Below are 22,690 nucleotides of genomic sequence, written 5' to 3'. Positions count from 1 at the left end.
AAGTGAGGAATCAAACAAAATAAAAAACTATTACCCTGATAATGTGTACAATAAAAAACCAGACCTCAGCTTAAACAGCACTACTTTTCAAAGTAAAAAAATACTTCAGCACAAATAATCCTATCTTGTTTTCAAAAGGAATCACACTTTTTCGTTATACTTTTTAAATATTGAATTATTTAAAAATATCTATATCCATAAATTAAACTACATGATAATTTTAAATTAAGAAATTAAAAATCTAACTTCTCCTTTAATATATTTGTAACTGACTTAAATGGTTTAACTGAGTAATAAAATGATATCTTCAGTTTCAGTACATAATATTCAACTTTTCAAATCTCTTTTTACCGGAAGAGATGATGTATTTGCTATTCGATGGGAAAAAGGAAATAAAAGTGGCTATATGCCCTCCTACTTTTATGATCCATATCGATATAGAATACATAAAATGAATGGTGGCACTTTTCAAACTTATACAGATAAAGAATATTTGCCTTTCTCAGAAAGAGAAATTGAAAAACATTTAAACGGAGAACAGCACATTGGAGTTTATCCTTTACTTAAAGACAATACATCTTGGTTTATTGTTGCTGATTTTGATAAAGTCGACTGGATCAATGATTGTGGAAAATTTATAAATGCCTGTAATGAAAAAGGGATTCATGCCTATTTAGAACGTTCTCGATCAGGAAAAGGTGGACATGTTTGGATATTTTTCGAACAACCTTATCCTGCAATAAAAAGCAGGCAAATATTTATTTCTATTTTATTACAAACTGGTGTTTTTTCTTTATTTGATAAAAGATCCAGCTTTGACAGAATGTTTCCGAATCAAGATTTCTTGTCTGGTAAAGGTTTCGGAAATTTGATAGCACTTCCTCTTTATAAGAAAACATTTGAGCAAGGAAATAATTGTTTTTTAGACATTCAAAATTTAGAGCCAATTCTGGATCAATGGGATTTTTTAAGGAACATTCGAAAAATTTCAACAATACAACTTAATGAATTATACCAAAGTCAAAACATTTCTGAAAATATTCCAGATTCAACTGTGAAAATACTATATGAGAAAGGGTTAACAATAAGATGGGACAATGTTGTCAGAATTAATCACAACGCTATTCCACTTTTATTTATTAATTTTCTTAAAGAAGAATTGAACTTTTTGAATTCCGAATTCTTGATAAAAAAGAAGATGGGTAAAAATACTTTCGGAAAAGAGCGATATTTCAAACTGATCGAAGAAACTGAAAACGAAGTATTAATTCCAAGAGGTTTTATTGGGAAAATAATTCGATTTTGCAGGGATAATAAAATCGAATTCGATTTTAAAGATGAAAGAAAAAAGCTTAATGAGGTTTCTTTTTTATTTAATGCACAACTCCTAGAACATCAACAAATAATAATTGATACTATCTCCAAGAAAGATCTTGGCATTATTGTGGCTCCCCCAGGTTCGGGAAAGACAATTCTGGGACTAAAAATTATTACAGACAGAAAACAATCCACTTTAATCATTACACATCGCAAACAAATTGCTGATCAATGGATAGAAAGAATCCAAACTTTTTTAGGAATTCCAAATAATGAAATTGGAAAAATTGGACAAGGCAAAACCAAAATTGGAAAACAAATAACAGTTGCCATGATTCAAAGTTTATCAAAAGAATTAGAAAAACCTGAGAGCGAAAAACTTCTAAATTCTTTTGGAACTATTTTAATAGATGAGTGTCATCACATTCCTGCAGAAACTTTTAGAAATACCGTTTCAAAATTTCATACATTTTATCTTTATGGATTAACAGCAACTCCTTTCAGAAAGTACAACGGCAGTAAATTGATTTCTATTTATTTGGGCGAAATAATTGCAGAGATAAAACACAATGAAATAAGTACTGCTAAAAAGCCAAAAATTATTATTAGAAATACAGAACTTGAAGTTCCCTTTAATTCAAAAACAGACAAATTTGAAACATTATCAAAAATTTTAATTCATGATTCTGCTCGAAACAAAGCCATTTTTGATGATATTACTAATGAACTAAAATCAGACAAGAAAATTGTTATTATTACAGAACGCAAAGAACATATTGACTCTCTTTACCAATATTTAAAACAATCTTATGAAGTAATTACATTAAGTGGAGAAGATTCTGAAAGCAATAGAAATTCAAAATGGAAATTACTGAAAGAAGAAAATTATCAAGTTTTAATTACTACCGGACAATTCTTTGGAGAAGGAACTGATTTACAAAATGCCAATTGTCTCTTTTTAGTTTATCCATTTTCTTTCGAAGGAAAGCTGATTCAATATATTGGCAGAGTACAACGTTCTGAAATTACTCCAACTATTTATGATTATCGCGACATCAAGATTGATTATCTAAATAAAATGTTTTTAAAAAGAAATACTTATTATAGGAAAATTGATAAGCAAGCAACCTTATTTGATGAAACCGAAGAAAATGAAAATCTTTCAAGAAATAATTTTATTATTGATAGAAAAGTAAAAATTGGATTTGAAAATCTTGAATTCCAATATGGAAGTATTAGTTTTAAATATGATGTTCCTGAGATGAAAACGGAGCTTGAATTTGATATTGAAAATCTGGAAATGAGGCCAGAATTTGAAGTTTTGAAATCTTACTTTTATAAAGCACTTAAAATTAAAAATATCACGGTTACAATTCAAGCAGAATTCGAAAACGGAAAACTAATTTCACAGTTAGCATTTTCCAACGATTTAAAAAAGATAAACAAAGAGTTGATTGAAAGTGTAAAATTCAAATTTATTTCAAAAACTTTCCTGAGTAAGTCACATTCTACCGAAGAAGAATCTTTATTAGATATAAACCAATTACAAAATAAAAGCAACATACACCTCTACGATTCTGGAGAAGATTTATTAGACGATTTTTTACAAAATCAAAAATACAAACATCAGAAACATTTACAATATTTAGCGAATAATCACCAACGGACTATTCTAAAAATTAGATTCGTATTAACTCCTTTTTCATTTGTATTTCTTCTAGCAGGAAAATCAGGTTTTCACATTGTTTTAGAAACATTAAATACAGAAGAAGCGACTTATATTTGGCATTTTGATAATAATAAAAAATCTCTTCCTGATAATTTAAAGAAAGTCGATAGTTATCTAAATATCATTAGAAATAAGGGACGACAGGCTTTTATGGAAAATCCCTCTGAAAACTTTAGTAGAATACTTCACGACTATTCAGATGATAAAAAGGGTTTTATTACATGGAAAGGTTTGCTTGAGGAAAGATTAACTTAATTTTTGGTTTAGTTTAAATGGAGACCAGATATGATAAAGCCGATATTATAAAAATTACTTAGATTTACAATTCGAAAGAAATGTGATTTAAAATTAATTTCAATTGCATTAAAAATGAATCAACTTAAAAAGTGATTATAAAATTTAAAATAAATGAGCCAATATCCCCTTCCATTACTGCCTTTACAACATGAAGTAGAAAGTAAGGTAGTGCTTAAAAAATTAGCATTGGCTCACAAGGCACTAGCTGAACTTAATGGAGTTGCTGAAACTATTCCAAACGAAGTCATTATCTTAAATACGCTTTCTTTACAAGAGGCAAAAGACAGTTCTGCAATTGAAAATATTATTACAACACATGATGAACTATTCAGTAGTGATAACATAGCACAACAATTTGCAAGTTCAGCTGCCAAAGAAGTTTATAATTATGCTTCCGCTTTAAAAGAAGGTTTTAGTATAGTTCGTCAAAAACAACTTATCACTTGTAATCATATTATAGAAATTCAAAGTGTACTTGAAGAAACTAAATCAGGCTTTAGAAAACTTTCCGGCACTGCACTTAAAAATGGTGAAACCGGCGAAACTGTTTATACTCCGCCACAAAACCACGATGAGATTGTCACTTTAATGAGTAATCTGGAAACATTTATGAATGATGATACTTTAACTGATATTGATGCACTTGTAAAAATGGCAATTATACATCATCAGTTTGAAAGCATTCATCCATTTTATGATGGAAATGGCAGAACCGGAAGAATAATTAATATTTTATATCTCGTAAAAGAAGATTTACTCCACTTACCTATTCTTTATTTAAGCAGGTATATAAATCAAAACAAAGGAAGTTACTATCATTTATTGCAAGAAACCAGAATTACTCAAAACTGGGAACCGTGGATTTTATTTATGCTTGAGGCTATAGAACAAACATCGATTCAAACTACTGGGATAATTAGGGGAATTAAAAAGTTAATGATGGATTACAAACAAAAGATTCGAACTAATTTGCCCAAAATATATTCTCAAGATCTAATCAATAATTTATTTAAACATCCTTATACTAAGATTGATTTTCTGGTGCAAGATTTGGATATTACTAGACAAACAGCTTCAAAATATTTAGATCAACTTATAGAACTTAAGTTAGTGACATTGCACAAAATAGGAAAAGAAAATTTTTACATCAATACCGCTTTGTATGACTTTTTACATAATGCACCACAACAGTTTAAGTTCAAATAATTTTTTATTTTCTTACTCATGTTTTAGTGTCATGTAAAAAAAAATAAAAAAGCTTAACATGTTAAAATTCTCATGTTAGAAAAAGTCGAAAAAGTTAACACGTTACAAATGTCATGTTAATAAAACCATTTTATCACAAGAGTAAAAATAATCGGGATTGGTTTAATGCTCAAGTGAGGAAAACCCAAAAAATAGCACAAAACCAATTTTAACAAAATATTTATACCTTTAAAATCAACACTTTACATAATTAAAATAATGAAATTTCAATTTTCATAACCCTGAGGTCACGGGTTCAACTCCCGTCCTCGCTACAAAATAAAAAACACCACTGAAAAGTTGGTGTTTTTTTCGTTTATGAAAGATGTATATGGAAGAATTTGTCGTCTATATTCTTTATTCTGAAAGATTTAATAAAAACTATACTGGTTTTACTTCTAATTTAATCGAAAGATTTAAGTCTCAGAATTATCTTGGAACAAAAGGATTTACTTTAAAATTTAGACCCTGGACTGTAATTCATGTCGAATTTTTCCATTCCAAATCTGAAGGAATGAAAAGGGAGAAATTAAACCTACACTTCTAGTTCTAAAAAAAGACTTCTTTTAAAGTAACTCTCTTTATATAATTGTTATTAAAACTGTATTTTTGCAGCCAAGCAATTTATATGAATATGGATATAGTCAAATTTAAAATCACATCAAAAACGATAAAAGTAGAAGTACGCAATTCGAATAATTATGTCTTTAATTTTAATACTGCTTTAGAGATTGAAAAAGAAGACAGAGATGTTTTATTAAAGCTATACAATGCATTAGATATTCTTTTTAAGAAAGAAACTCCCAGCGAAGTAAAAAACTACATTTCGCCCAATCAAACCAATATATTAGATCAGATTTCTGCTGTTGATAATTTAGAACAGGAGCAATAAAATGTTCTAATCTGGAACAACTTTTTGATCTTACCGGCATTTAAAAGTATTTTAATTTATTTTTGTATACTTACAAATTACACTAAATGAAACGTTCCGGTACAGCAGATCTTCCATTACATTATGGACATGTTCCATTATGGCTTGCCGAACGTATGTCTAAACTTGGTTTTGCAATTGTAGAAACGATTGCTATGGAATTTTCTACTTCCGAAGTTATTAGCAAATTAAGTAATCCTTTTTGGTTTCAAAGTTTTGGCGCTGTGATGGGAATGGACTGGCATTCCTCCGGAATTACAACTTCCGTACTTGGAGCTTTAAAGAAGTCCGTTAATCCTCATTCCAAAGAACTCGGAATATATATCTGCGGTGGCAAAGGCAAACATTCCATGTTAACACCACAGGAACTTTTATTTGTTGGCGAAAAAACAGGTCTTGACGGAAATAATCTTGCGAATTGCAGCAGACTTACTGCAAAAGTTGACAATACAGCTATTCAGGATGGCTTTCAATTATACCAACATAATTTTATTGTTGACAATAAAGGACAATGGGCCGTTATTCAACAAGGAATGAATCCCAATTCAAAAACGGCAAGAAGATATCATTGGCATTCCCAAGATTTAAAGTCTTTCATAAATGAGCCGCATACTTTTATTTATGGCGAAAATCAGGGTGTCATTTTAAACCTTACGGCGCAGGCGGCCACAAAATCCAGAGAGGGTATTTTAGAATTATCGAAAGAGTCTCCAACAAAAATCATGAAAGAAATGCAGCATCTTTCTATGCCCAGGCATCATGATGTAAGAATGGAAGATGTGAATATGAAAAGACTCGGCGCAATGCTCTGGACAACCCATGAAAATAAGCCCGAAGATTTTCAGGAACTATTGCTTTTAAAAGGAATGGGACCAAGAGCTTTACAATCATTAGCGTTGGTTAGCGAAATAATATACGGTACTCCTACCCGATTTGAAGATCCTGCCCGTTTTTCTTTTGCTCATGGTGGAAAAGACGGTCATCCATTTCCTGTTCCGGTAAAAATCTATGATGAAACAATTGATACATTGCAAAGAGCCATTAATTGTGCTAAAATTGGCAATAGTGATAAGATACAGGCTATTCAAAAATTATCCGAAATCTCAAGAAAGGCCGAAGAAAGTTTTACACCCAATTCTAACTTTGATGCATTGGTTCAAAGAGAAAGAGATGAATCATATAAATATGGAGGAAAAACTATTTTTGGAGATGCCAAACCTCCTAAAACTAAACCTTCAAATCCAAATAATCAACTGGAATTATTTTAAGTTCATTTCGAAACCAGGAGTTGTTTCATCAAGATATTCAGTAATCACTGAAACAATTCATTCACCTAAATAAAATTAGCTTTATATTAGCAATAACAAATTCATAGTAAATGGCAAATCAATTCGAAAACACTATCAAGAAAGCTTATGGCGCTTTCAACGAAAGAAACATTGACAATGCACTTTCAACAATGCAATCAGACGTACAATGGTCTAAGGCATGGGAAGGTGGTTACATTTCCGGGCACGATGAAATTAAGCACTATTGGACCAGGCAGTGGACAGAAATAAATCCGAAAGTTGAGCCAGTAGGGTTCGATGAAAGAGAAAATGGACGTTTAGAAGTTAAGGTTCATCAAAATGTAAAAGACTTACAGGGCAATTTAATGTTTGACGGATTAGTAAAACACATCTACACATTTGAAGATGGATTAATAAAAACAATGGACATTGAACTGATATAAAATAATTAATTTTATTTTAGGTATGCTTTTTGTTTTAGTATCTTTATTATTAATTATTTAAAAAATTGAAATTATGAAATCATTAAAATATCTGTTTATAGGATTGTCGCTTATGGCAATTAATTTTTCAAACGCTCAGGTTAATGTAAATGTCAATATTGGTACGCCGCCAGCTTGGGGACCAGTTGGATATAATGATGCACGTTATTATTATTTACCAGACCTTCAAACCTATTATGATGTAAGCTCATCCAATTATATTTACATCAATAATGGAAAGTGGATAAGAGCCAGAACACTTCCGTCTGTGTATCGAAATTATGATCTTTACAACGAGTACAAAGTGGTGTTGACAGATTACAGAGGAAACGCTCCTTATGACAATTTCAAAACCCATAAAGTAAAATACGGAAAAGGGTACAAAGGAAAACCTCAAAAAACAATTGGACAAAAACCGGGAAAAGGAAACAATAAACAAGGAAAAGATAACGGAAATCATGGAAATGGCAACGGTCACGGAAATGGTAAAGGAAACGGAAAACATTAAAAAATTAAGAGGCTTTAAAAGGCCTCTTTTTTATTTTTGAATAAGGAGCTATTCCCGCTGTCCTTCCAAACGAAGTTCACTGAACTCCGATTAAAATAAAATAATGTGAAGTAAATCTTTTGTCTTTGATTCTTTTCGACAAAAAAGAGTTCGTTATTTCTATTTAGTCTCTGGAATTTTCTCAATCATATGCTTCCAATATCGTTTTGGCATATGCTGAATATGAAGTTTCATATTTTTTCTGGATTCAATATTTACGCTGCTAAAATAACATCGCCACAGATTCTGAAAAAATTCTTCCTTCTCATCACATATTTCAGTTAAATGATTAGCTGAATTTGACTTAGTATTAAACTGCAATTCTATAGTCGAAACATTTTCAAGGTCATAATAAATACCATACTTCCGTTTTACATCATAAATTAACCAGCGCTGATCCGCGTACCGTTTTTTAAAATGACTTTCTATCAAAGGCAAAACATCACAATCAGGCTCAATAATAGCATAATACAATTGGTCTTTGGTAAGTTTAAAACGCACAAAGGCTTCCATACGATGCGCTTCTTTTCTGGTCAGGCGGGTTGCTCTTCTAAGTTCCCAGACATCACTGTTTCCAAAATCTTCTTCAACATTTATGGAACTGGAGAGTACATATTTAGTAAACCGAAACATAATTTCTTCAATCTGATTGACATCCGATAAAAATGCTTTATAAATCCCTTCAAATCCTTCTGATGAAAGACGTTGCTTTAAACCTTTCAAAACCCGATTTGCCTTTGATACATCTGTTACGACAAAATGATTTTCTGCAAAGAGTAAAACCGCAGATGCTTCTTTTTTGGCAAAAACAATATCCTGAAATTTAAATTCATAAATTTCAAATACAGCAGTGAGCCAGCCTTCATAAGTTCCGTCATAAATTACTTGTGTCATTTTAATTAAATAAAGCAAGCTGATTAGAGAAATCATTTTTGTATTTACTTTTTTGGAGATTTAAAATCTGATCCTTGATTTGGATAGAAGTTAGATCTTTCTGCATTTGAAACGGCGTAGCGAAAGCCAGAAAGTATTTGGCACGAGAATAGGCAATTCCCAGCTTTCTCAAATCTTCCGGAAAAAGTTTTTTAAATTGTCTGGCCGCCACAATTTTTTTTGCACTTAAATATCCTATTCCGGGAATTCGTTTTATTAATTCTAAATCGGCTGTGTTGATGTCAACAGGAAATTGGTTGAGGTTATGCAAAGCCCATCCCAATTTAGGGTCAATGTCAAGATCGAGATTGGGTTGGTTTAATCCTACTATTTCATTGACATTAAATCCATAATAACGAATGAGCCAATCGGCCTGATACAAACGGTTTTCGCGAATTATCGGAACCGGCGTGCCAATAGCAGGAAGCCGATTATCATAGCTGATAGGCACATAACCCGAATAATAGACGCGTTTCATATTCATCTGTTGATAAAAATAATCGGCCATACCCAGAATCTCAAGATCACTTTCTTTTGTTGCCCCAATGACCATTTGTGTACTTTGTCCGGCAGGAGCAAAAAGTGGTGCTTTATAATTGAGTTTTTTTTCTTCTTTATAACCTGCAATTTCATTTTTGAGGTATTCCATCGGCTTTATCACATCCTTATGATTTTTATCCGGTGCCAATAATTTAAGGCTTTGCTCTGTTGGCATTTCGACATTTACACTTAAGCGATCTGCATAGATTCCGGCTTGCTTCAGCAATTCATCGCTGGCTCCCGGAATCGCTTTAAGATGAATGTAGCCATTAAAATTCTCTTCTAATCGCAATTTCTTAGCAATTCTAACCAAACGTTCCATAGTATAATCTGCGTTATCAAAAATACCCGAACTCAAAAACAAACCTTCAATATAATTTCTTCGGTAAAAACCTATGGTCAAATCAACGACTTCCTGCACTGTAAAAGCGGCGCGCTTCACGTCATTGCTTTTCCTGCTTACGCAATACGCACAATCAAAAATGCAATGGTTGGTCAGTAAAATTTTCAATAACGATACACAACGCCCATCTTCGGTAAACGCATGACAAATACCATAACCTTTTGCGTTCCCCAATCCTTTGTCTTTATTCTCGCGCTTGCTTAATGCCGACGAACACGAAACATCATATTTCGCCGCATCGGCCAGTATACCCAGCTTCTCCATCACTCTCTCGTTCACCATTTTGCTTTGCTTTTTTGAATTTGGAAATAAAAATTCGTTACTTCAAAATTAATGGTTTGCTATAAAAAAGAGTTGGGATTTGTTGTTCCAAATTGTATCTATTTAACCCTAATAAATTATAAGACATTTCTTTGTAAAAATATTTTGAATAACTTTACTATGCTTCAATTTCAAATTTTAAAACAATGATAGGGCTTAAAACCGATTGTTATTGCAATCTAAAAAATGCGTTAAAATAACCTCATCATAGCAGTTTTTCCACATAAAAAAATACTTTTGTCAGAACGAAAACAAAGAGCGTCTTTTCACCAATCATCAAAACCTGAAAGTGTACCGTTATGGAGCATGATAAATTTATTTTCTGCCTGGAAGGTGTTCCTGATGTAGATACTTATTTGGAGACTCAAGTGCTTAAGAACTTAGAAGAAATTGCTATTGATCAAGGCATTGCCAGTATTTATAAAACATGTGATACCATTGAAGGTCTCGAAGAAAGCCTTAATGTATTACTATATGAAGATCATAATTTTAAAGATTATGAAATTATTTATTTAGTAATGCCCGGTGAACCTAATAACATCTGTCTTCATGATTATTATTACAGCCTTGAAGAAATAGCGGAACTTTTTGAAGGAAAAATGAAGGGTAAAATCATTCATTTTGCCAACAAAAAGATATTAGACCTCAGAAAGGACGAAGCTCAGTATTTTCTGGACATAACCGGAGCACGTGCCATCTCAGGTTACGGATCCACTTATAATAAAATAGCAAGCAGCAGTACTATTGATAAGGCTTTTTTTAGCTTGTACCAAGACAATGACGATCTTACCGAAGTCGTTGAAGAATTGTATCAAAAACATTATGCACTTTGTCAACTGCTTGATTTTAGACTGTATTATTAAGGATGAAAAAACAGGAAACTGAAAAAATAAAAACATACGGATCGAAGGGATTCCGGGAACGGTTTCTTGGTGAAGAAAATCCGATGCTCTTACTTTTTAAATCGAATTCAGATCATTTTTTTTGTTTAAAAATAGAAGAAATGATGGGACTTCAATTTCCGGTTCCGCCTTCTAAACACAGTTGCCACACGATCATTTTTATAACTTCAGGCATACATAGCATCAAAATTGGCTTTGAAGAATATCATACATATTCTAACGGAATTATAGTAGTTCCGGCTGGTCAGATTTTTTCAGTAGAACATTTAAACAATAAGCATGTTGGTTTTGTCTGTCAATTTCATCCTGATGTTTTAATTGGAAAATATGGAGGAAGCGAAATGATTAATGAATTTGACTTTCTAAAAATTGGTGGCAATCCGCAAATTCCCGTTTCAGAAACGGAATTTCCTTTTATTCTTAATTTATTCAGCCGTCTCCAACATGAATATGTTGCAAGCGAAAAAGTCAATTTAGAAATCGTTCAATCGTATTTGGTGGCGCTATTCTGCGAAATGAATAAAAACAACACCAAAACGGCCAAAAACAATAATGCGGCAACAATACTTTCGTCCAAATTCAGAGCCCTTATTTACGATCATATCAAAATAAATCATCAGGTCAATTATTACGCTTCGCTTTTGAATGTGACACCCAATCATTTAAACAAATCTATTAAAACAGCTACTGGTAAGTCGGCAACCAAATGGATTGACGAGACCATAATACTTGAAGCAAAATATTTACTCTATCAAACTACATTTTCTATTAGTGAAATTGCTATGCAGGTTGGTCATGAGGATCAGTCTTACTTTAGCAGATTCTTTAAAAAACATGAAGGTCTGACTCCGGTTCAGTACAGAAAAATGATTGATAAGTCCTAATTATTGATTGCGATATCCTATTTAATTCTTTGCTTTTTATTGAAATTTGCACATTGAAAAAAGCAAATTATGATTTATGTTTTTAAAACGAATGTCGATTCAAAATCAAAATTAGAATTCGCCACTGCCTTACTTTCCGAATTATTACCTCATGCCCTATGGAATTTTGATCTTGAAGATTGTGATAACATTTTACGAATCGATAGCGAAACGGAAGTTTCTGAAATAGTCCTCCAAAACGATATTTTTGATTGTATCGAATTGGAATAAAATTACACCCTTCTCTCAACTTCGATTTATTATTGAGGAAATGAAATCTGGAAGGATTAACAATTTTAAATGGCTATTAAATAGAACGCGGATTTAAACGGATTTTATTCTTCTTCTATTATATTTAATAAAAAAAGGATGCTGTTTGCATCCTTTTTTTTATTAAACTTAGTATATAATTCTTATTGCCTCCAACGTGGATCACCAATTAGGTTGTCTTTCATAGTTTGATTTTTAACTGTAAAATCACCCGCCGCTGCATTTACAAATTGCGGATCAGCAAACGTTGCAGTTGCGTCAACTCTATTTGCAGTAATCGTTGCATCTATAAAACTTGGCGCATTGAAATAGTAATTTTTAGTAAATGCAGGCGCAGTTGTAGTAGTTTGATTTGAGTGAATAGCTGTCGTTTCAGTAATCAATGTATTTCTTACTGTTGAAGTATTCGAGCCAAAACGAACATACAAGATTCTTTTTGGAGCTACTGTATTAGACACTTTATACAAGGTACATTTATCAATCAATACATTAGTCGTTAAACCTGTACCAGAAAAACCATTAGGCGGAATAATAGCATCAACTCTTACAAAGTCACGTGCAGTAGAACAATTATCAAATGTGCTGTTTTTTAGCACAATATCAGCAACATATGTATTTCTGAAATCGATAAAATCGGCACCTATATTTGTATTTACATTTCTTACGATACTGTTATCAACAGTAAAAGATTTCACTTTTGTTGAGCTAGCATTCGCAGAAATTAAAGCACGAGTGTAATCGTGAATTTTACAACCACTTATTAAAATATCGCCATAAGTGCTAGAAGCACCTGTGACTGTAAGAACCGCTGAATTAGTAATTCCTGTTCCATTCAAATCTAAGTCTATCAAACTTATTGCAGAAGCTCCAGCTGCAGCAGTGAAAGTTGCATTTACTAATGGTTTATTATAACTTTTTGCTCCTCTGATCGTAACTGGTTTAGTTAATACAATATCACCAACATAAACGTTATAATTTCCTGGCATCAAGAATAGTTTTGCACCTGAGGCTGCTTGTGTAATTTTTGCATTTAAATCATCCGTAGAATTAATTACAATACCAGTTGTCAGGTCAACTCCAGTTGTAAAGGTTAATATTCCTCTTTTCTTAACACCATTTAGCAAAGTAGCTGTATAAGCCGTTTCACCTGTAAGTCCTGTTACAACAGCAACTCCTGTTGTTTTTTCTGCAGGTGTAATAGTATGTGAAATATTACCATTAGCAGTAATTTGCGTTACATTGCTATTAGGAGTCCATCTTAAAGTAACAGAGGTGCCTTCAACATCAGTTTCCTGAATTGGAAAGAAAATTTGTTCCGATAATGTTGTTGCTGATGTAACCGTCCACTTAGAATCCTCCAGACCTGTTGTAATCGCTTTTACACGAATCGCGTAAACCGTTTCTCCTTCCAGAGGAACAGATATTGGCAATTGAGACCCCGTAACTTGTAGCGTTTTATAAATCACTTTAAAATCGGGATCATCGGCACTAAATTCAACTGTATAATGATCTGCAGCTGAATTTACAGTCCAATTAAGTTCAACGAAAGTTTGGTTTCTCACTTTTGCAGTAAGCGCAATTGGAGAAAACTCTCTCGTATTTCCGATACCATCTAATAGCTCCTCAGTATAACTTTCACAGCTTGAAACTGCAAATGCAACTAGTAATGTGGCTATTAATCCTTTTACTATATATTTTGTTTTCATCATAATATCTTATAATTGATTATATTTTTCTATGATTTAATAATTGTAATCATTAACTAATTGTCCATTACTTCCATCAATAAACACTTGCCATATTGGCCAAAATTGTCTGTTATCAGGGTTAACTCCTGGTTTATACAATGAATTTATCTTAGTATCTGCCGCTGCTCCTGTCCATGTCCATGGGAAAGCAGTATAGGCTACACCCGGATTTGTAGTTTCTCCTCTGTTTAATCCGTAAATATCAAGAGATACGTTATCCGCTTTAAATTTATAATACAAAGTAGCTGGCACATCAGCGTATTCACCTGTGTGAGTGGCTAAACTTGTCATTTTTTGTTTTGCCTGATCTAATTTTGCTTTAAGCATATTCCAGCGAATAAGTGCTTGTTTACGCTCCATTTCTCCTGTAAACTCAAATTTATTTTCTTCAACAAGAGCATTAAACATTGTTTCTTTACTCGTTAAGGCATTTACATAAGCATCAACTTTTACAGCCTGAGCTGCTGAAGGGAACGCTCTTCTGCGAATTTCTTTTAAGTAAGGAGCTGCGGCACCCGGCCCTTCTAATTCGTTAGCCGCCTCTGCTGCAATAAGAAGCACCTCAGCATAACGCATGTAGATTTTATTGACACCATCGTCATTGGTTGACGTCACAAAACGATTCATCCATTCGTAACGGTATTTCCCGAAGTACCAGGTATTTAACGCACCTAATTCTTGTTTTGCAATATTATTAACCGCTGTACCATATTTATATGGCACACAAGTTACATCTCTACGCGTATCTTGTTGATCATAATCATAAAAAACGAAAGGAAGTGGTCCCGCAGTACCTCCACGATTCGCTCCATTAGCATGAAACTGGTCATTAGTAGTGTGGCGAACAGCAAAACTAAATAACATTCTGCCTCTACCATCTGCAAACGGAAGTTCCCAAAGGGACTCTCCTCCTGCCGTTGTAACTTCCTGATTGTATTTTTTCCAAAATGTTTCAAATGATGGCTCTAAACGAGCTTTTCCACTAGCAATTACAGAACGAGATTCGTCTAAAGCTAATCTATACATTGCCGCAACTGAAAGTGCCGGATCTGTACTTCTTCTGATTCCGTCAGGATATTGTTGAAATCCACTTGCAGCCAAAGCTAAACGAGCACGAAATCCTTTTACAAAAGCCTTATTAATTCTTTCTACAGAATTTGTTGCAGTAGTTTCATTTGGCCAAGGCACTAAAGTAGAAGCTTCTCCCAAATCCTGAATAATTTGTTTGTACACTACATCACGACTTGATTTAGGTAAATAAATTGTTGCTGAATTAATTGGCTCAAAACGAGCAGGAACATCCCCCCAAGCTTTAATTAAATCTGCATAATAAATTGCTCTTAATGTCAAAGCCTCTCCTAATAAATATCCAAGATCTGTCCCTGGTCTTGGGTCACCATATTGGCGTAAACCACGGATACAAATATTAGCACGTTCAATTCCGGAATACATCATTGCCCAGGCATTATTTGTAGTATTCATTTGCGAATTGATCGCTTTTGCATCGTAAACACATAAATCTGCAGCATCACCTGCTGTTTGCGAACTATTATACCATTCAATATCTGTGTTCAATCCATAAAAAGGAAGAAAACGACCTCTGTAAGAATTAGTTTCAGCAAAAGGTACTTTTATTCCATCAACCGCACCTTCAGCCAATCCTGCTGTAGAAAAAATTATTGATTCGTCTAATGTTGATTGTGCAGGAGCCTCTAAAAAATCTTCCTGACAAGAAGTAAAAAGACTTGTTATAATTAAACCTGCTATTATTATTTTATGTTTCATCGTGATAATTATTAAATTAAAAACTTAGGTTTAAACCAAAAACCAATTGTCTGCTACGTGGATATGCTGAATAATCAACACCTGGCGTAAGCGGAGTATTTCTTCTTGTAGAAACCTCTGGATCCGGACCTGAATAATTTGTAAGAACAAAAACGTTTGTTGCAGTCAGGTAACATCTCACTTTAATAGCATGTATTGCGCTAGTAAATGAATTTGGTGCAGTATAACCTAAAGTAAGTGTATTAAGTCTTAAGAATGAGCCATCTTCTACAGCCCAGTCACTGAAAACAAAACGACTCATAAACGGAGACCACATTGTTGTATTAGCATTCAATTCAGCCAAAGCAGTTGGATCTGTAACTAAAGTGCCTGTTTCAGGATTAAGGTTTGTCCATCTTGTTCCATCAGCCATTTCTGAACTTAAATTTCTGTATTGTCCATTTTGGTTTGATGTTGTAAACTCAATTTTGTTTGCATTATAAATATCATTTCCGATGCTATAGTTAAATGCTGCTGAGAAGTCAAATCCGTACGCATTAGCATTAATTGCAAAACCTCCTGTAGCTTTTGGATTTGCATCACCAATAATAGTAAGATCACTATTATTCACAACACCATCTCCATTAATATCTTTCAATTTCATGTAACCTGGCTGAACAGTTCCAACAACAGTTGACGCATTCGCAACGCCAGATTTCAAAGTATAAGCTGTTCCGTTATAATCGAAGTCTGACACTTCATAACGACCATCACTTTGGTAACCGTACATTAAACCAATTGGAGAACCAACATTTACTGCATAATCATTTCCGATTTGAGTAGATGCCCAGTTTGTATTCATCCCAAAGTTACTCATTACTCCAAGAGAGTTGATTCTGTTTTTGTTTACACCAATATTAAATGAGAAGTTTAATCCGTATTTTGGTTTGTCAATTGCTACGACATTTGCAGTAGCCTCGAAACCTGTATTTTGAGTTTCTCCCATATTTCTGTATTGGTTATCATAACCAGTTCCAGCTACAGGGAAAAGGATTAAAAGATCTTTCGTTACGTTTTTGTAAACCTCTAACGATCCTGTTAAACGACCTTTGAATAAATCATAATCAAGACCTAAGTTTTGTGTTACAGTAGTCTCCCATTTCAAGTCAGGATTAGCCAATGTTTTAGACGGTGCCCAGAAATTTTCTACACCGTGAATCCATGTTGTAGTTGAAGATTCAAAACTTTGAACAGTTTGCCCTACCGGAATATTATTATTTCCAGCTTCTCCATAACTTAATCTAAGTTTAAGTAAATTGATCCAGGATGTATTTTTCAGGAAACTTTCTTCAGATAATTTCCATGCAACAGCTGCTGCCGGGAAAAAGCCCCAACGATTATCTTCAAGAAATCTGCTAGAACCATCTGCACGATAAGTAGCAGTAAGTAAATAACGTCCTTTATAATCATAATTTGCACTACCGAAGAATGAAAGCAATTTATCATCCGGAAGATAGTAGTTATCCACAGAGTTTGGTTTACCCTGAGTAGTAAGTTTTTGTGCCTGCTCGAAATCAAAGAATTTTGGAAAACCATGAATAGTAGTTAGATTTTGAGTTGATTTAGTATCAATCATCTCTTCTCCAACAAGAAATTTAAGGTTATGCTCTTCAGGCAATAATTTTTTAAAATCATAGCTAAGTGTATTCGCATTTCTAAATCTGTTATCTCTGCGATCTCCCATAGTAAGTGCTGGCATACCCTGATTCTCTGAAGTTGGTACATTATTTACATAATAAGTACTACGGCCGTAGAAACGATAATCCTGATAGTAAAAATTATCCAATCCAAAATCTGATTTAAACTGAAGATTCTCAATTATTTTCCAGGAGAAACTTCCTAACATATTAAATACTTTTCTAAACTGCTGACGATCTGCATCTGCATTAGCAACAAAAGGATTTACTAAATAACTAGAAACCGCTTCATCAGTATTATCTGTTGTTAAACCTGGTAATGGAATTGGAGAATATCCAACAGCATGACGCAAACGTGCATCTGCAGAGGAAACTTCTCTTTGTTCGTTAAGTCCACCACCATTAATTTCTGTATCAGCATAACGCATTGTAAAAGAAAGATCAATTTTATCGCTTGCTTTACTATTTAAAGCCAAAGACAAGTTGTTTCTGTTGAAATCTGAACCCACCATGATCGCTTTTTCATCATAATGTGCATAGTTAAAATTAAAATTGATTTTATCAGAACCACCACGTATTCCTAAATCACGGCTTTGTACCTCTCCAGTACGACCATAAATTTGTTTTTGCCAATTATCACCTTTTACACCATTATACAAATCTCTATCCTGCCAATTGCCAAAATATTTTGTGTAAGAAGTAACATCTCCAGGAGTTGGCGCATCTAGTAAAGCATACTCATATTGCCATTTAACGAAATCTTCCGTAGGAAGAACATCAATTTGTTTGGCTAAAGTTTTCATACCATAGAACATATTATAGTTCACTGATATCGCTCCGTCTTTACCTCTTTTGGTTGTAATAAGAATAACTCCATTTGCTCCTCTTGAACCATAGATTGCAGTCGAAGAAGCATCCTTTAATATAGTTTGAGATTCTACATCAGCAGCAGGAACATCATTCATACTGTTTACAGGAAATCCATCCACTAAAATAAGTGGCGCACTGTCTTGTGTTAATGAACCTCCTCCACGAATTCTAATTTTAATCTCAGAATCCGGAGAACCCTCAGAAGAAGTAACCTGAACCCCGGCAACGCGTCCCGTAAGAGCTTCTGCCAAATTAGCAACAGGATTCTTTCTTAAGTCATTTCCTGAAACAACAGAAACAGCTCCCGTTAAATCTGATTTTTTCACACTAGAGTATCCAACCACAACAACTTCATTCAGGTTGTTAGAATCTTCAACTAATGCAACATCAATCTTAGTTTTTCCGGCAACAGAAACTTCTTTTGTTTTAAAACCTATAAAAGAAAAAGTTACAACTGCCTTAGAGTTGCTAAGTTTTAATTTATACTTACCGTCAAAATCTGTAGAGGTACCATTTTTTGTACCCTTTTCCTGTACGTTAACCCCTGGAAGGCTCATTCCCGTGGCATCGTTTACCGTACCCTCCAGTGTTACATTTTGCGCACTTGCCTGGTTGCTCATGAATAAGCACAATAAGAAAACAACTGCAAAACAACAATTTGTTCTTTTATTAAATAAATCTTTAAAATTCATGGTTTAGTGTTTAAGTTATTAATTGTTTTTTTGTTTAGTGGTTTTTTGTTTTATACTCTCTTTTTTTATGTGGTAAATTCTCATCAACTCAGAAATAGTCGACCTTTTTAAAGTGTAAAACTTAGTTTTTCTTGGGCGCGCAACATCATGTAATCGATTACACAAACATAAATATTTTTTTTATATAAAAAATTAAAATTCACAAAAAATTCCTAAAAAAAATTACATATGAAAAATAAAATCTATTTTTTATACGACATATGTAATTTATGCTATGAATAAATATTAAATATATTTTTATTAATCATACAATTGTTTTCTATTTGTTAAAAAAACAATCGATTACATAAATAAAATTTAAAATATTCTCAGGTGTATAAATCACACTTAAAATTACTAATGCAGTAAAATTTATGTTCGAAAATAAGTAAGAAAATAGCACTATTTTTAATTATACTCATCAGTATGTACTCCTGTACAAATATGAACGTAAGTTAAAAAGCAGTTAATATTGCTCACAAAAAAGCCCTTAAACTAAATTATAGTTTAAGGGCTTTTTGTGCCTTTATATAAATGTTTATTTACACACTCTGCAACTGTAATCTGATTCTATGTTTTTGCATTAAAATCAGGGTTATAACCATACCTATAGAAGCCATACCAACACCAATAAGATTTGGAGAAGCATAACTATAACCTGCCGCCAAAGGTAATCCGCCTAAAAAAGCACCTAAAGCATTCCCAATATTAAAACTTCCCTGAAGTGCCGCCGAAGCAATCATCTCAGCATCTTTGGCCGTTTTAATCATTAACATATTAATTGGTGCAATTACCGAAAACGAAATTGCTCCTGTTAAAAACGTAAAGAATAAAGACATGTATTGGTTAGAAGACAAAAGGTAAACCATAACCAAATCGATCACCATTACAAATAATAAAGCTAACACAGTGGGTGCCGGCGAGAATTTATCTGCCAGTTTCCCTCCAAGGAAATTCCCAACTACCATTCCGAATCCGGCTAATATTAAGATATAAGAAACATCTTCTGGCGAAAATTTAGAAACATTTATTAATAAAGGTGCGATATAACTTATCCAGGCAAATAAGCCTCCAAAACCAATGGCTGTGATTCCAATAATTAACAAGGCTTCTGTTTTCTAAAAAACAACAATTGTGTTCTCATGTTTACATCACCATCCTTATCTAGTTTGGGCATCCATAAAGAAATAAACAAAAAGGTCAGCATTCCCACAATTGCAATTAATACAAAAGTATAACGCCAAATAAAATGATGTCCTATATAAGTACCAATTGGAACACCTATTAAATTTGCCAAAGTTAAACCTGCAAACATAATTGAAATGGCCTGCGCTTCTTTTCCTTTATCAGCCAAACGGCTTGCGACTACCGCTCCGACTCCAAAAAAGGCTCCATGTGGTAATCCGGAAAGAAATCTGGAAGCAAACAGAAAATTATAAGTGGGTGCAATGATTGAAAGAGCGTTGAAAACCGTTAACATCAAAGCTAATATTAAAAGCATTTTTTTTGGAGGAAAGTTTCTTCCGATGATTACTAATAAGGGCGCCCCAATAACAACACCCAAAGCATAAGCCGAAATTAAATATCCGGCAACCGGAATCGAAACTTTCATATCTGAAGCAATATCAGGAAGTAACCCCATCATTACAAATTCGGTTATCCCAATAGTTAAGCCTCCTAAAGACAAGGCAATAAGACTTTTTTTCATTTGTTTTATTAAGAAAGGAATAGATTTTCTATGATGCAAATTTACGTCAACAGCACAAGAAATAAATTGTACATTTGCGATATAAACTTGTAAATTTAAGTTATGCCGAAATTAAATCAATTCAAAACCCTGATGATTGATGAGTTTGAAGATGAGAAATTTCATCTTCCATTACATTCCCATACCTATTATGAAATCATATATATTAAAAAGGGCAGTGGAGTTCATCACTTAAATAACAATTTATTACCTTATAAAGCAGGCGATCTATTTGTAATTTCTCCCGAAGATGAGCATTATTTTGATATTAAAAAAAGTACTCGTTTCTTTTATATTAAGTTTACCGATAGCTATTTTAATTCGAAACAAAACCTTACCTGTGACGAATTTCTAATTCATACTCCCGAAAGTTTTATGCGGAATAAAACATTAAAGGAAACGGTTCTTAAATTAGATGATCCCTGCAAAACCATATTAAAAAATACTATCGAAAATATTGCAGCTTATAATTGTCATACAGATGTTTCAAATTCGCCAATTGTATTTTACCAGATTCTTTCCATTTTTGGATTAATCAAGGAAACAATGCGAGGTCTGAATCTTGTTGTAAAAGGAAATTCTATTGATAACGAGCAAATAACATCTTATATTCATCAGAATATTTATCAGCCAAAATTGGTTCAGATAAAGGTAATTGCAGATCATTTTAATATTGCACAAACCTATTTCAGCGCTTATTTCAAAAGAACCTTTGCTATTAGTTATCGTGATTACATTCATAATCTGCGAACGACTTTAATCGAAAAAAGATTTCATAACAATCAATTGCCAATTAAGCAAATTGCACACGAATTTGGTTTTACTGACGAAAGTCATTTGTCAAATTATTTTAAAAAACGGAAAAACATGAAGCCTACAGATTATAAAAAACTGTAGTTATCGAAATCTTAAATAATCTTGGCACTAACAAAAAAAGCCTAAATTTGTACCACTAATCTATTTTCTTTTGTCGAAAAAAGTACACATATTATTTCTCGTTTTAACACTTGGTTTCTTTTTGACGTCAGGCACGAGTTATGCGTGTGGGAAATCTTCTGAAAAAACTTCCTGCGAAAAGAAAGTAACTTCAACAAAATCAAATTCAGATTCTTGTCAAAAAGACTGCTGTAAAAAAGGTTCGTCTTCTAAAAAAGATCAACATGGTTGTAACGGGAAATGTGATCATTCAGGTTGCACAACTTCCGGATTACAATTTAGTTTGATTTCAGAAAATGAATTTACTTTCAATGATAATACTTTTAATTTCTCTCTTGAGAAACCTATTTTATATTACACTGAAACGCCAGTCTCAGACGGGTTTACCTCTATTTGGTTACCACCAAAAATAAAATAATTGTATTTCGTATAGCCATAACTGGGTTTTGCCACAAAAGCGCAAAGACCCTAAGAAATTAGAAAATTAAATTATTTAACTTAGAGAAAAATTTATTATCTCTATAAAATCATATAAAAATGAAAAAGTCAATAGCAACTATAGTATCAGTAATTACATTATTTACTGCCAATATCATTCAGGCAAACTCCGTAAAAATAGAAGCAACATCAATTGAAATTGTAGATTCAAATCAATTGCAACCTGTTTACGATGCTTACTTTACAGTAAAAGATGCCCTTATCAAAAGTGACAGTAAATTAACTTCGGCGAAAGCTAAAGATTTATTAACAGCAATCTCAGCTGTAAAAATGGACAAACTTAAAAGCGACGAGCATACTGCGTGGATGAAAGTCATGAAAAAACTGACTGCTGATGCAAAAAGCATTTCTACAACTACAGATCTTAAAAAACAACGTGAAACTTTTAAATCACTTTCAAAAAACACTTACGATCTTATTAAAGTTTCAAAATCCGCGCAAGTTGTATACAAGCAATATTGCCCAATGGCAGGCGCTGATTGGTTAAGCAAAGAAAAAGCGGTTAAGAATCCGTATTATGGTTCTTCAATGTTAACTTGCGGAAACGTGGTAGAAACCATCAAATAATAT

At 33.0% G+C, this 22,690-nt stretch carries 18 protein-coding genes and 1 pseudogene; 13 read left to right on the top strand and 6 right to left on the bottom strand.

From position 1 onward, the window contains the following. Positions 1-298 precede the first annotated feature (298 nt). The 7 genes from IHE43_RS06895 to IHE43_RS06865 all read left to right on the top strand — a co-directional run bounded on the left by IHE43_RS06895 (position 299) and on the right by IHE43_RS06865 (position 7,798). Positions 299-3,301 (top strand): DEAD/DEAH box helicase, encoded by a 3,003-nt coding sequence (locus IHE43_RS06895; protein ID WP_225585432.1) that lies wholly within the window; start codon positions 299-301, stop codon positions 3,299-3,301. A 153-nt stretch (positions 3,302-3,454) separates the two neighbouring features. Then, entirely contained in the window at positions 3,455-4,549 is a 1,095-nt protein-coding gene (locus tag IHE43_RS06890; protein ID WP_192187262.1) for a Fic family protein, read from the top strand. A gap of 364 nt (positions 4,550-4,913) precedes the next feature. Continuing rightward, positions 4,914-5,135, top strand: a complete 222-nt coding sequence (locus IHE43_RS06885) for a GIY-YIG nuclease family protein (RefSeq protein ID WP_370526703.1) — start codon at positions 4,914-4,916, stop codon at positions 5,133-5,135. A gap of 87 nt (positions 5,136-5,222) precedes the next feature. After that, the gene (locus IHE43_RS06880; RefSeq protein WP_192187260.1) at positions 5,223-5,480 is read left to right on the top strand and encodes a hypothetical protein; all 258 of its coding nucleotides are present in this window, start codon (positions 5,223-5,225) and stop codon (positions 5,478-5,480) included. A gap of 86 nt (positions 5,481-5,566) precedes the next feature. Then, positions 5,567-6,787, top strand: a complete 1,221-nt coding sequence (locus tag IHE43_RS06875) for a DUF763 domain-containing protein (RefSeq protein ID WP_192187259.1) — start codon at positions 5,567-5,569, stop codon at positions 6,785-6,787. A 110-nt stretch (positions 6,788-6,897) separates the two neighbouring features. Continuing rightward, entirely contained in the window at positions 6,898-7,251 is a 354-nt protein-coding gene (locus IHE43_RS06870) for a nuclear transport factor 2 family protein (RefSeq protein WP_192187258.1), read from the top strand. Positions 7,252-7,324: 73 nt separating this feature from the next. Continuing rightward, positions 7,325-7,798, top strand: coding sequence for a hypothetical protein (locus IHE43_RS06865; protein WP_192187257.1), 474 nt, complete (start codon positions 7,325-7,327; stop codon positions 7,796-7,798). A 159-nt stretch (positions 7,799-7,957) separates the two neighbouring features. Here the strand turns inward: IHE43_RS06865 and IHE43_RS06860 are convergent, their stop codons facing one another. Next, positions 7,958-8,731 carry a TIGR03915 family putative DNA repair protein gene (locus tag IHE43_RS06860; RefSeq protein WP_192187256.1) on the bottom strand — a complete coding sequence of 258 codons (774 nt, stop codon included), beginning with the start codon at positions 8,729-8,731 and terminating at the stop codon, positions 7,958-7,960. Between the two features lies 1 nt (position 8,732). After that, on the bottom strand, positions 8,733-9,995 hold the full coding sequence (locus IHE43_RS06855) for a putative DNA modification/repair radical SAM protein (RefSeq protein WP_192187255.1): 1,263 nt from the start codon (positions 9,993-9,995) through the stop codon (positions 8,733-8,735). Positions 9,996-10,333: 338 nt separating this feature from the next. Between IHE43_RS06855 and IHE43_RS06850 the strand changes: the two genes are divergently transcribed. From IHE43_RS06850 to IHE43_RS06840, 3 genes are all read left to right on the top strand, one after another. Further along, entirely contained in the window at positions 10,334-10,897 is a 564-nt protein-coding gene (locus IHE43_RS06850) for a DUF6642 family protein (protein ID WP_192187254.1), read from the top strand. Positions 10,898-11,037: 140 nt separating this feature from the next. Continuing rightward, the gene (locus IHE43_RS06845; RefSeq protein WP_225585431.1) at positions 11,038-11,820 is read left to right on the top strand and encodes an AraC family transcriptional regulator; all 783 of its coding nucleotides are present in this window, start codon (positions 11,038-11,040) and stop codon (positions 11,818-11,820) included. 69 nt (positions 11,821-11,889) lie between these two features. Continuing rightward, positions 11,890-12,090 carry a hypothetical protein gene (locus IHE43_RS06840; RefSeq protein ID WP_192187252.1) on the top strand — a complete coding sequence of 67 codons (201 nt, stop codon included), beginning with the start codon at positions 11,890-11,892 and terminating at the stop codon, positions 12,088-12,090. Positions 12,091-12,272: 182 nt separating this feature from the next. On the opposite strand, the gene IHE43_RS06835 is transcribed toward IHE43_RS06840, so the two are convergent. The 4 genes and pseudogenes from IHE43_RS06835 to IHE43_RS06820 form a co-directional block, all read right to left on the bottom strand. Beyond that, on the bottom strand, positions 12,273-13,838 hold the full coding sequence (locus tag IHE43_RS06835) for a DUF5123 domain-containing protein (protein WP_192187251.1): 1,566 nt from the start codon (positions 13,836-13,838) through the stop codon (positions 12,273-12,275). A gap of 33 nt (positions 13,839-13,871) precedes the next feature. After that, on the bottom strand, positions 13,872-15,662 hold the full coding sequence (locus IHE43_RS06830; RefSeq protein WP_192187250.1) for a RagB/SusD family nutrient uptake outer membrane protein: 1,791 nt from the start codon (positions 15,660-15,662) through the stop codon (positions 13,872-13,874). A 16-nt stretch (positions 15,663-15,678) separates the two neighbouring features. Next, on the bottom strand, positions 15,679-18,900 hold the full coding sequence (locus IHE43_RS06825) for a TonB-dependent receptor (RefSeq protein WP_192187249.1): 3,222 nt from the start codon (positions 18,898-18,900) through the stop codon (positions 15,679-15,681). A gap of 581 nt (positions 18,901-19,481) precedes the next feature. After that, positions 19,482-20,647 (bottom strand): annotated as a pseudogene (locus IHE43_RS06820) (MFS transporter). Between the two features lie 102 nt (positions 20,648-20,749). Here IHE43_RS06820 and IHE43_RS06815 point away from each other — a divergent pair. The 3 genes from IHE43_RS06815 (at position 20,750) to IHE43_RS06805 (ending at position 22,687) form a co-directional block, all read left to right on the top strand. Further along, positions 20,750-21,583, top strand: a complete 834-nt coding sequence (locus tag IHE43_RS06815) for an AraC family transcriptional regulator (protein ID WP_192187248.1) — start codon at positions 20,750-20,752, stop codon at positions 21,581-21,583. Positions 21,584-21,653: 70 nt separating this feature from the next. Next, positions 21,654-22,040 (top strand): hypothetical protein, encoded by a 387-nt coding sequence (locus IHE43_RS06810; RefSeq protein ID WP_225585430.1) that lies wholly within the window; start codon positions 21,654-21,656, stop codon positions 22,038-22,040. Positions 22,041-22,159: 119 nt separating this feature from the next. Further along, positions 22,160-22,687: a DUF3347 domain-containing protein gene (locus IHE43_RS06805; RefSeq protein ID WP_192187247.1), complete on the top strand. Its 528-nt coding sequence runs from the start codon at positions 22,160-22,162 to the stop codon at positions 22,685-22,687. Positions 22,688-22,690 lie beyond the last annotated feature (3 nt).

The sequence above is a fragment of the Flavobacterium sp. MDT1-60 genome (genome assembly GCF_014844035.1).
Classification (GTDB): Bacteria; Bacteroidota; Bacteroidia; order Flavobacteriales; family Flavobacteriaceae; genus Flavobacterium.
This window is presented reverse-complemented; position numbering and strand designations above follow the sequence as displayed.

Coding starts and splice junctions, on each gene's coding strand:
- IHE43_RS06895 (WP_225585432.1), top strand. CDS start 299: ATGATATCTTCAGTTTCAGTACATAATATTCAACTTTTCAAATCTCTT.
- IHE43_RS06845 (WP_225585431.1), top strand. CDS start 11,038: ATGATGGGACTTCAATTTCCGGTTCCGCCTTCTAAACACAGTTGCCAC.
- IHE43_RS06840 (WP_192187252.1), top strand. CDS start 11,890: ATGATTTATGTTTTTAAAACGAATGTCGATTCAAAATCAAAATTAGAA.
- IHE43_RS06825 (WP_192187249.1), bottom strand. CDS start 18,900: ATGAATTTTAAAGATTTATTTAATAAAAGAACAAATTGTTGTTTTGCA.
- IHE43_RS06880 (WP_192187260.1), top strand. CDS start 5,223: ATGGATATAGTCAAATTTAAAATCACATCAAAAACGATAAAAGTAGAA.
- IHE43_RS06885 (WP_370526703.1), top strand. CDS start 4,914: ATGTATATGGAAGAATTTGTCGTCTATATTCTTTATTCTGAAAGATTT.
- IHE43_RS06865 (WP_192187257.1), top strand. CDS start 7,325: ATGAAATCATTAAAATATCTGTTTATAGGATTGTCGCTTATGGCAATT.
- IHE43_RS06815 (WP_192187248.1), top strand. CDS start 20,750: ATGCCGAAATTAAATCAATTCAAAACCCTGATGATTGATGAGTTTGAA.
- IHE43_RS06850 (WP_192187254.1), top strand. CDS start 10,334: ATGGAGCATGATAAATTTATTTTCTGCCTGGAAGGTGTTCCTGATGTA.
- IHE43_RS06875 (WP_192187259.1), top strand. CDS start 5,567: ATGAAACGTTCCGGTACAGCAGATCTTCCATTACATTATGGACATGTT.
- IHE43_RS06890 (WP_192187262.1), top strand. CDS start 3,455: ATGAGCCAATATCCCCTTCCATTACTGCCTTTACAACATGAAGTAGAA.
- IHE43_RS06835 (WP_192187251.1), bottom strand. CDS start 13,838: ATGATGAAAACAAAATATATAGTAAAAGGATTAATAGCCACATTACTA.
- IHE43_RS06805 (WP_192187247.1), top strand. CDS start 22,160: ATGAAAAAGTCAATAGCAACTATAGTATCAGTAATTACATTATTTACT.
- IHE43_RS06860 (WP_192187256.1), bottom strand. CDS start 8,731: ATGACACAAGTAATTTATGACGGAACTTATGAAGGCTGGCTCACTGCT.
- IHE43_RS06870 (WP_192187258.1), top strand. CDS start 6,898: ATGGCAAATCAATTCGAAAACACTATCAAGAAAGCTTATGGCGCTTTC.
- IHE43_RS06855 (WP_192187255.1), bottom strand. CDS start 9,995: ATGGTGAACGAGAGAGTGATGGAGAAGCTGGGTATACTGGCCGATGCG.
- IHE43_RS06830 (WP_192187250.1), bottom strand. CDS start 15,662: ATGAAACATAAAATAATAATAGCAGGTTTAATTATAACAAGTCTTTTT.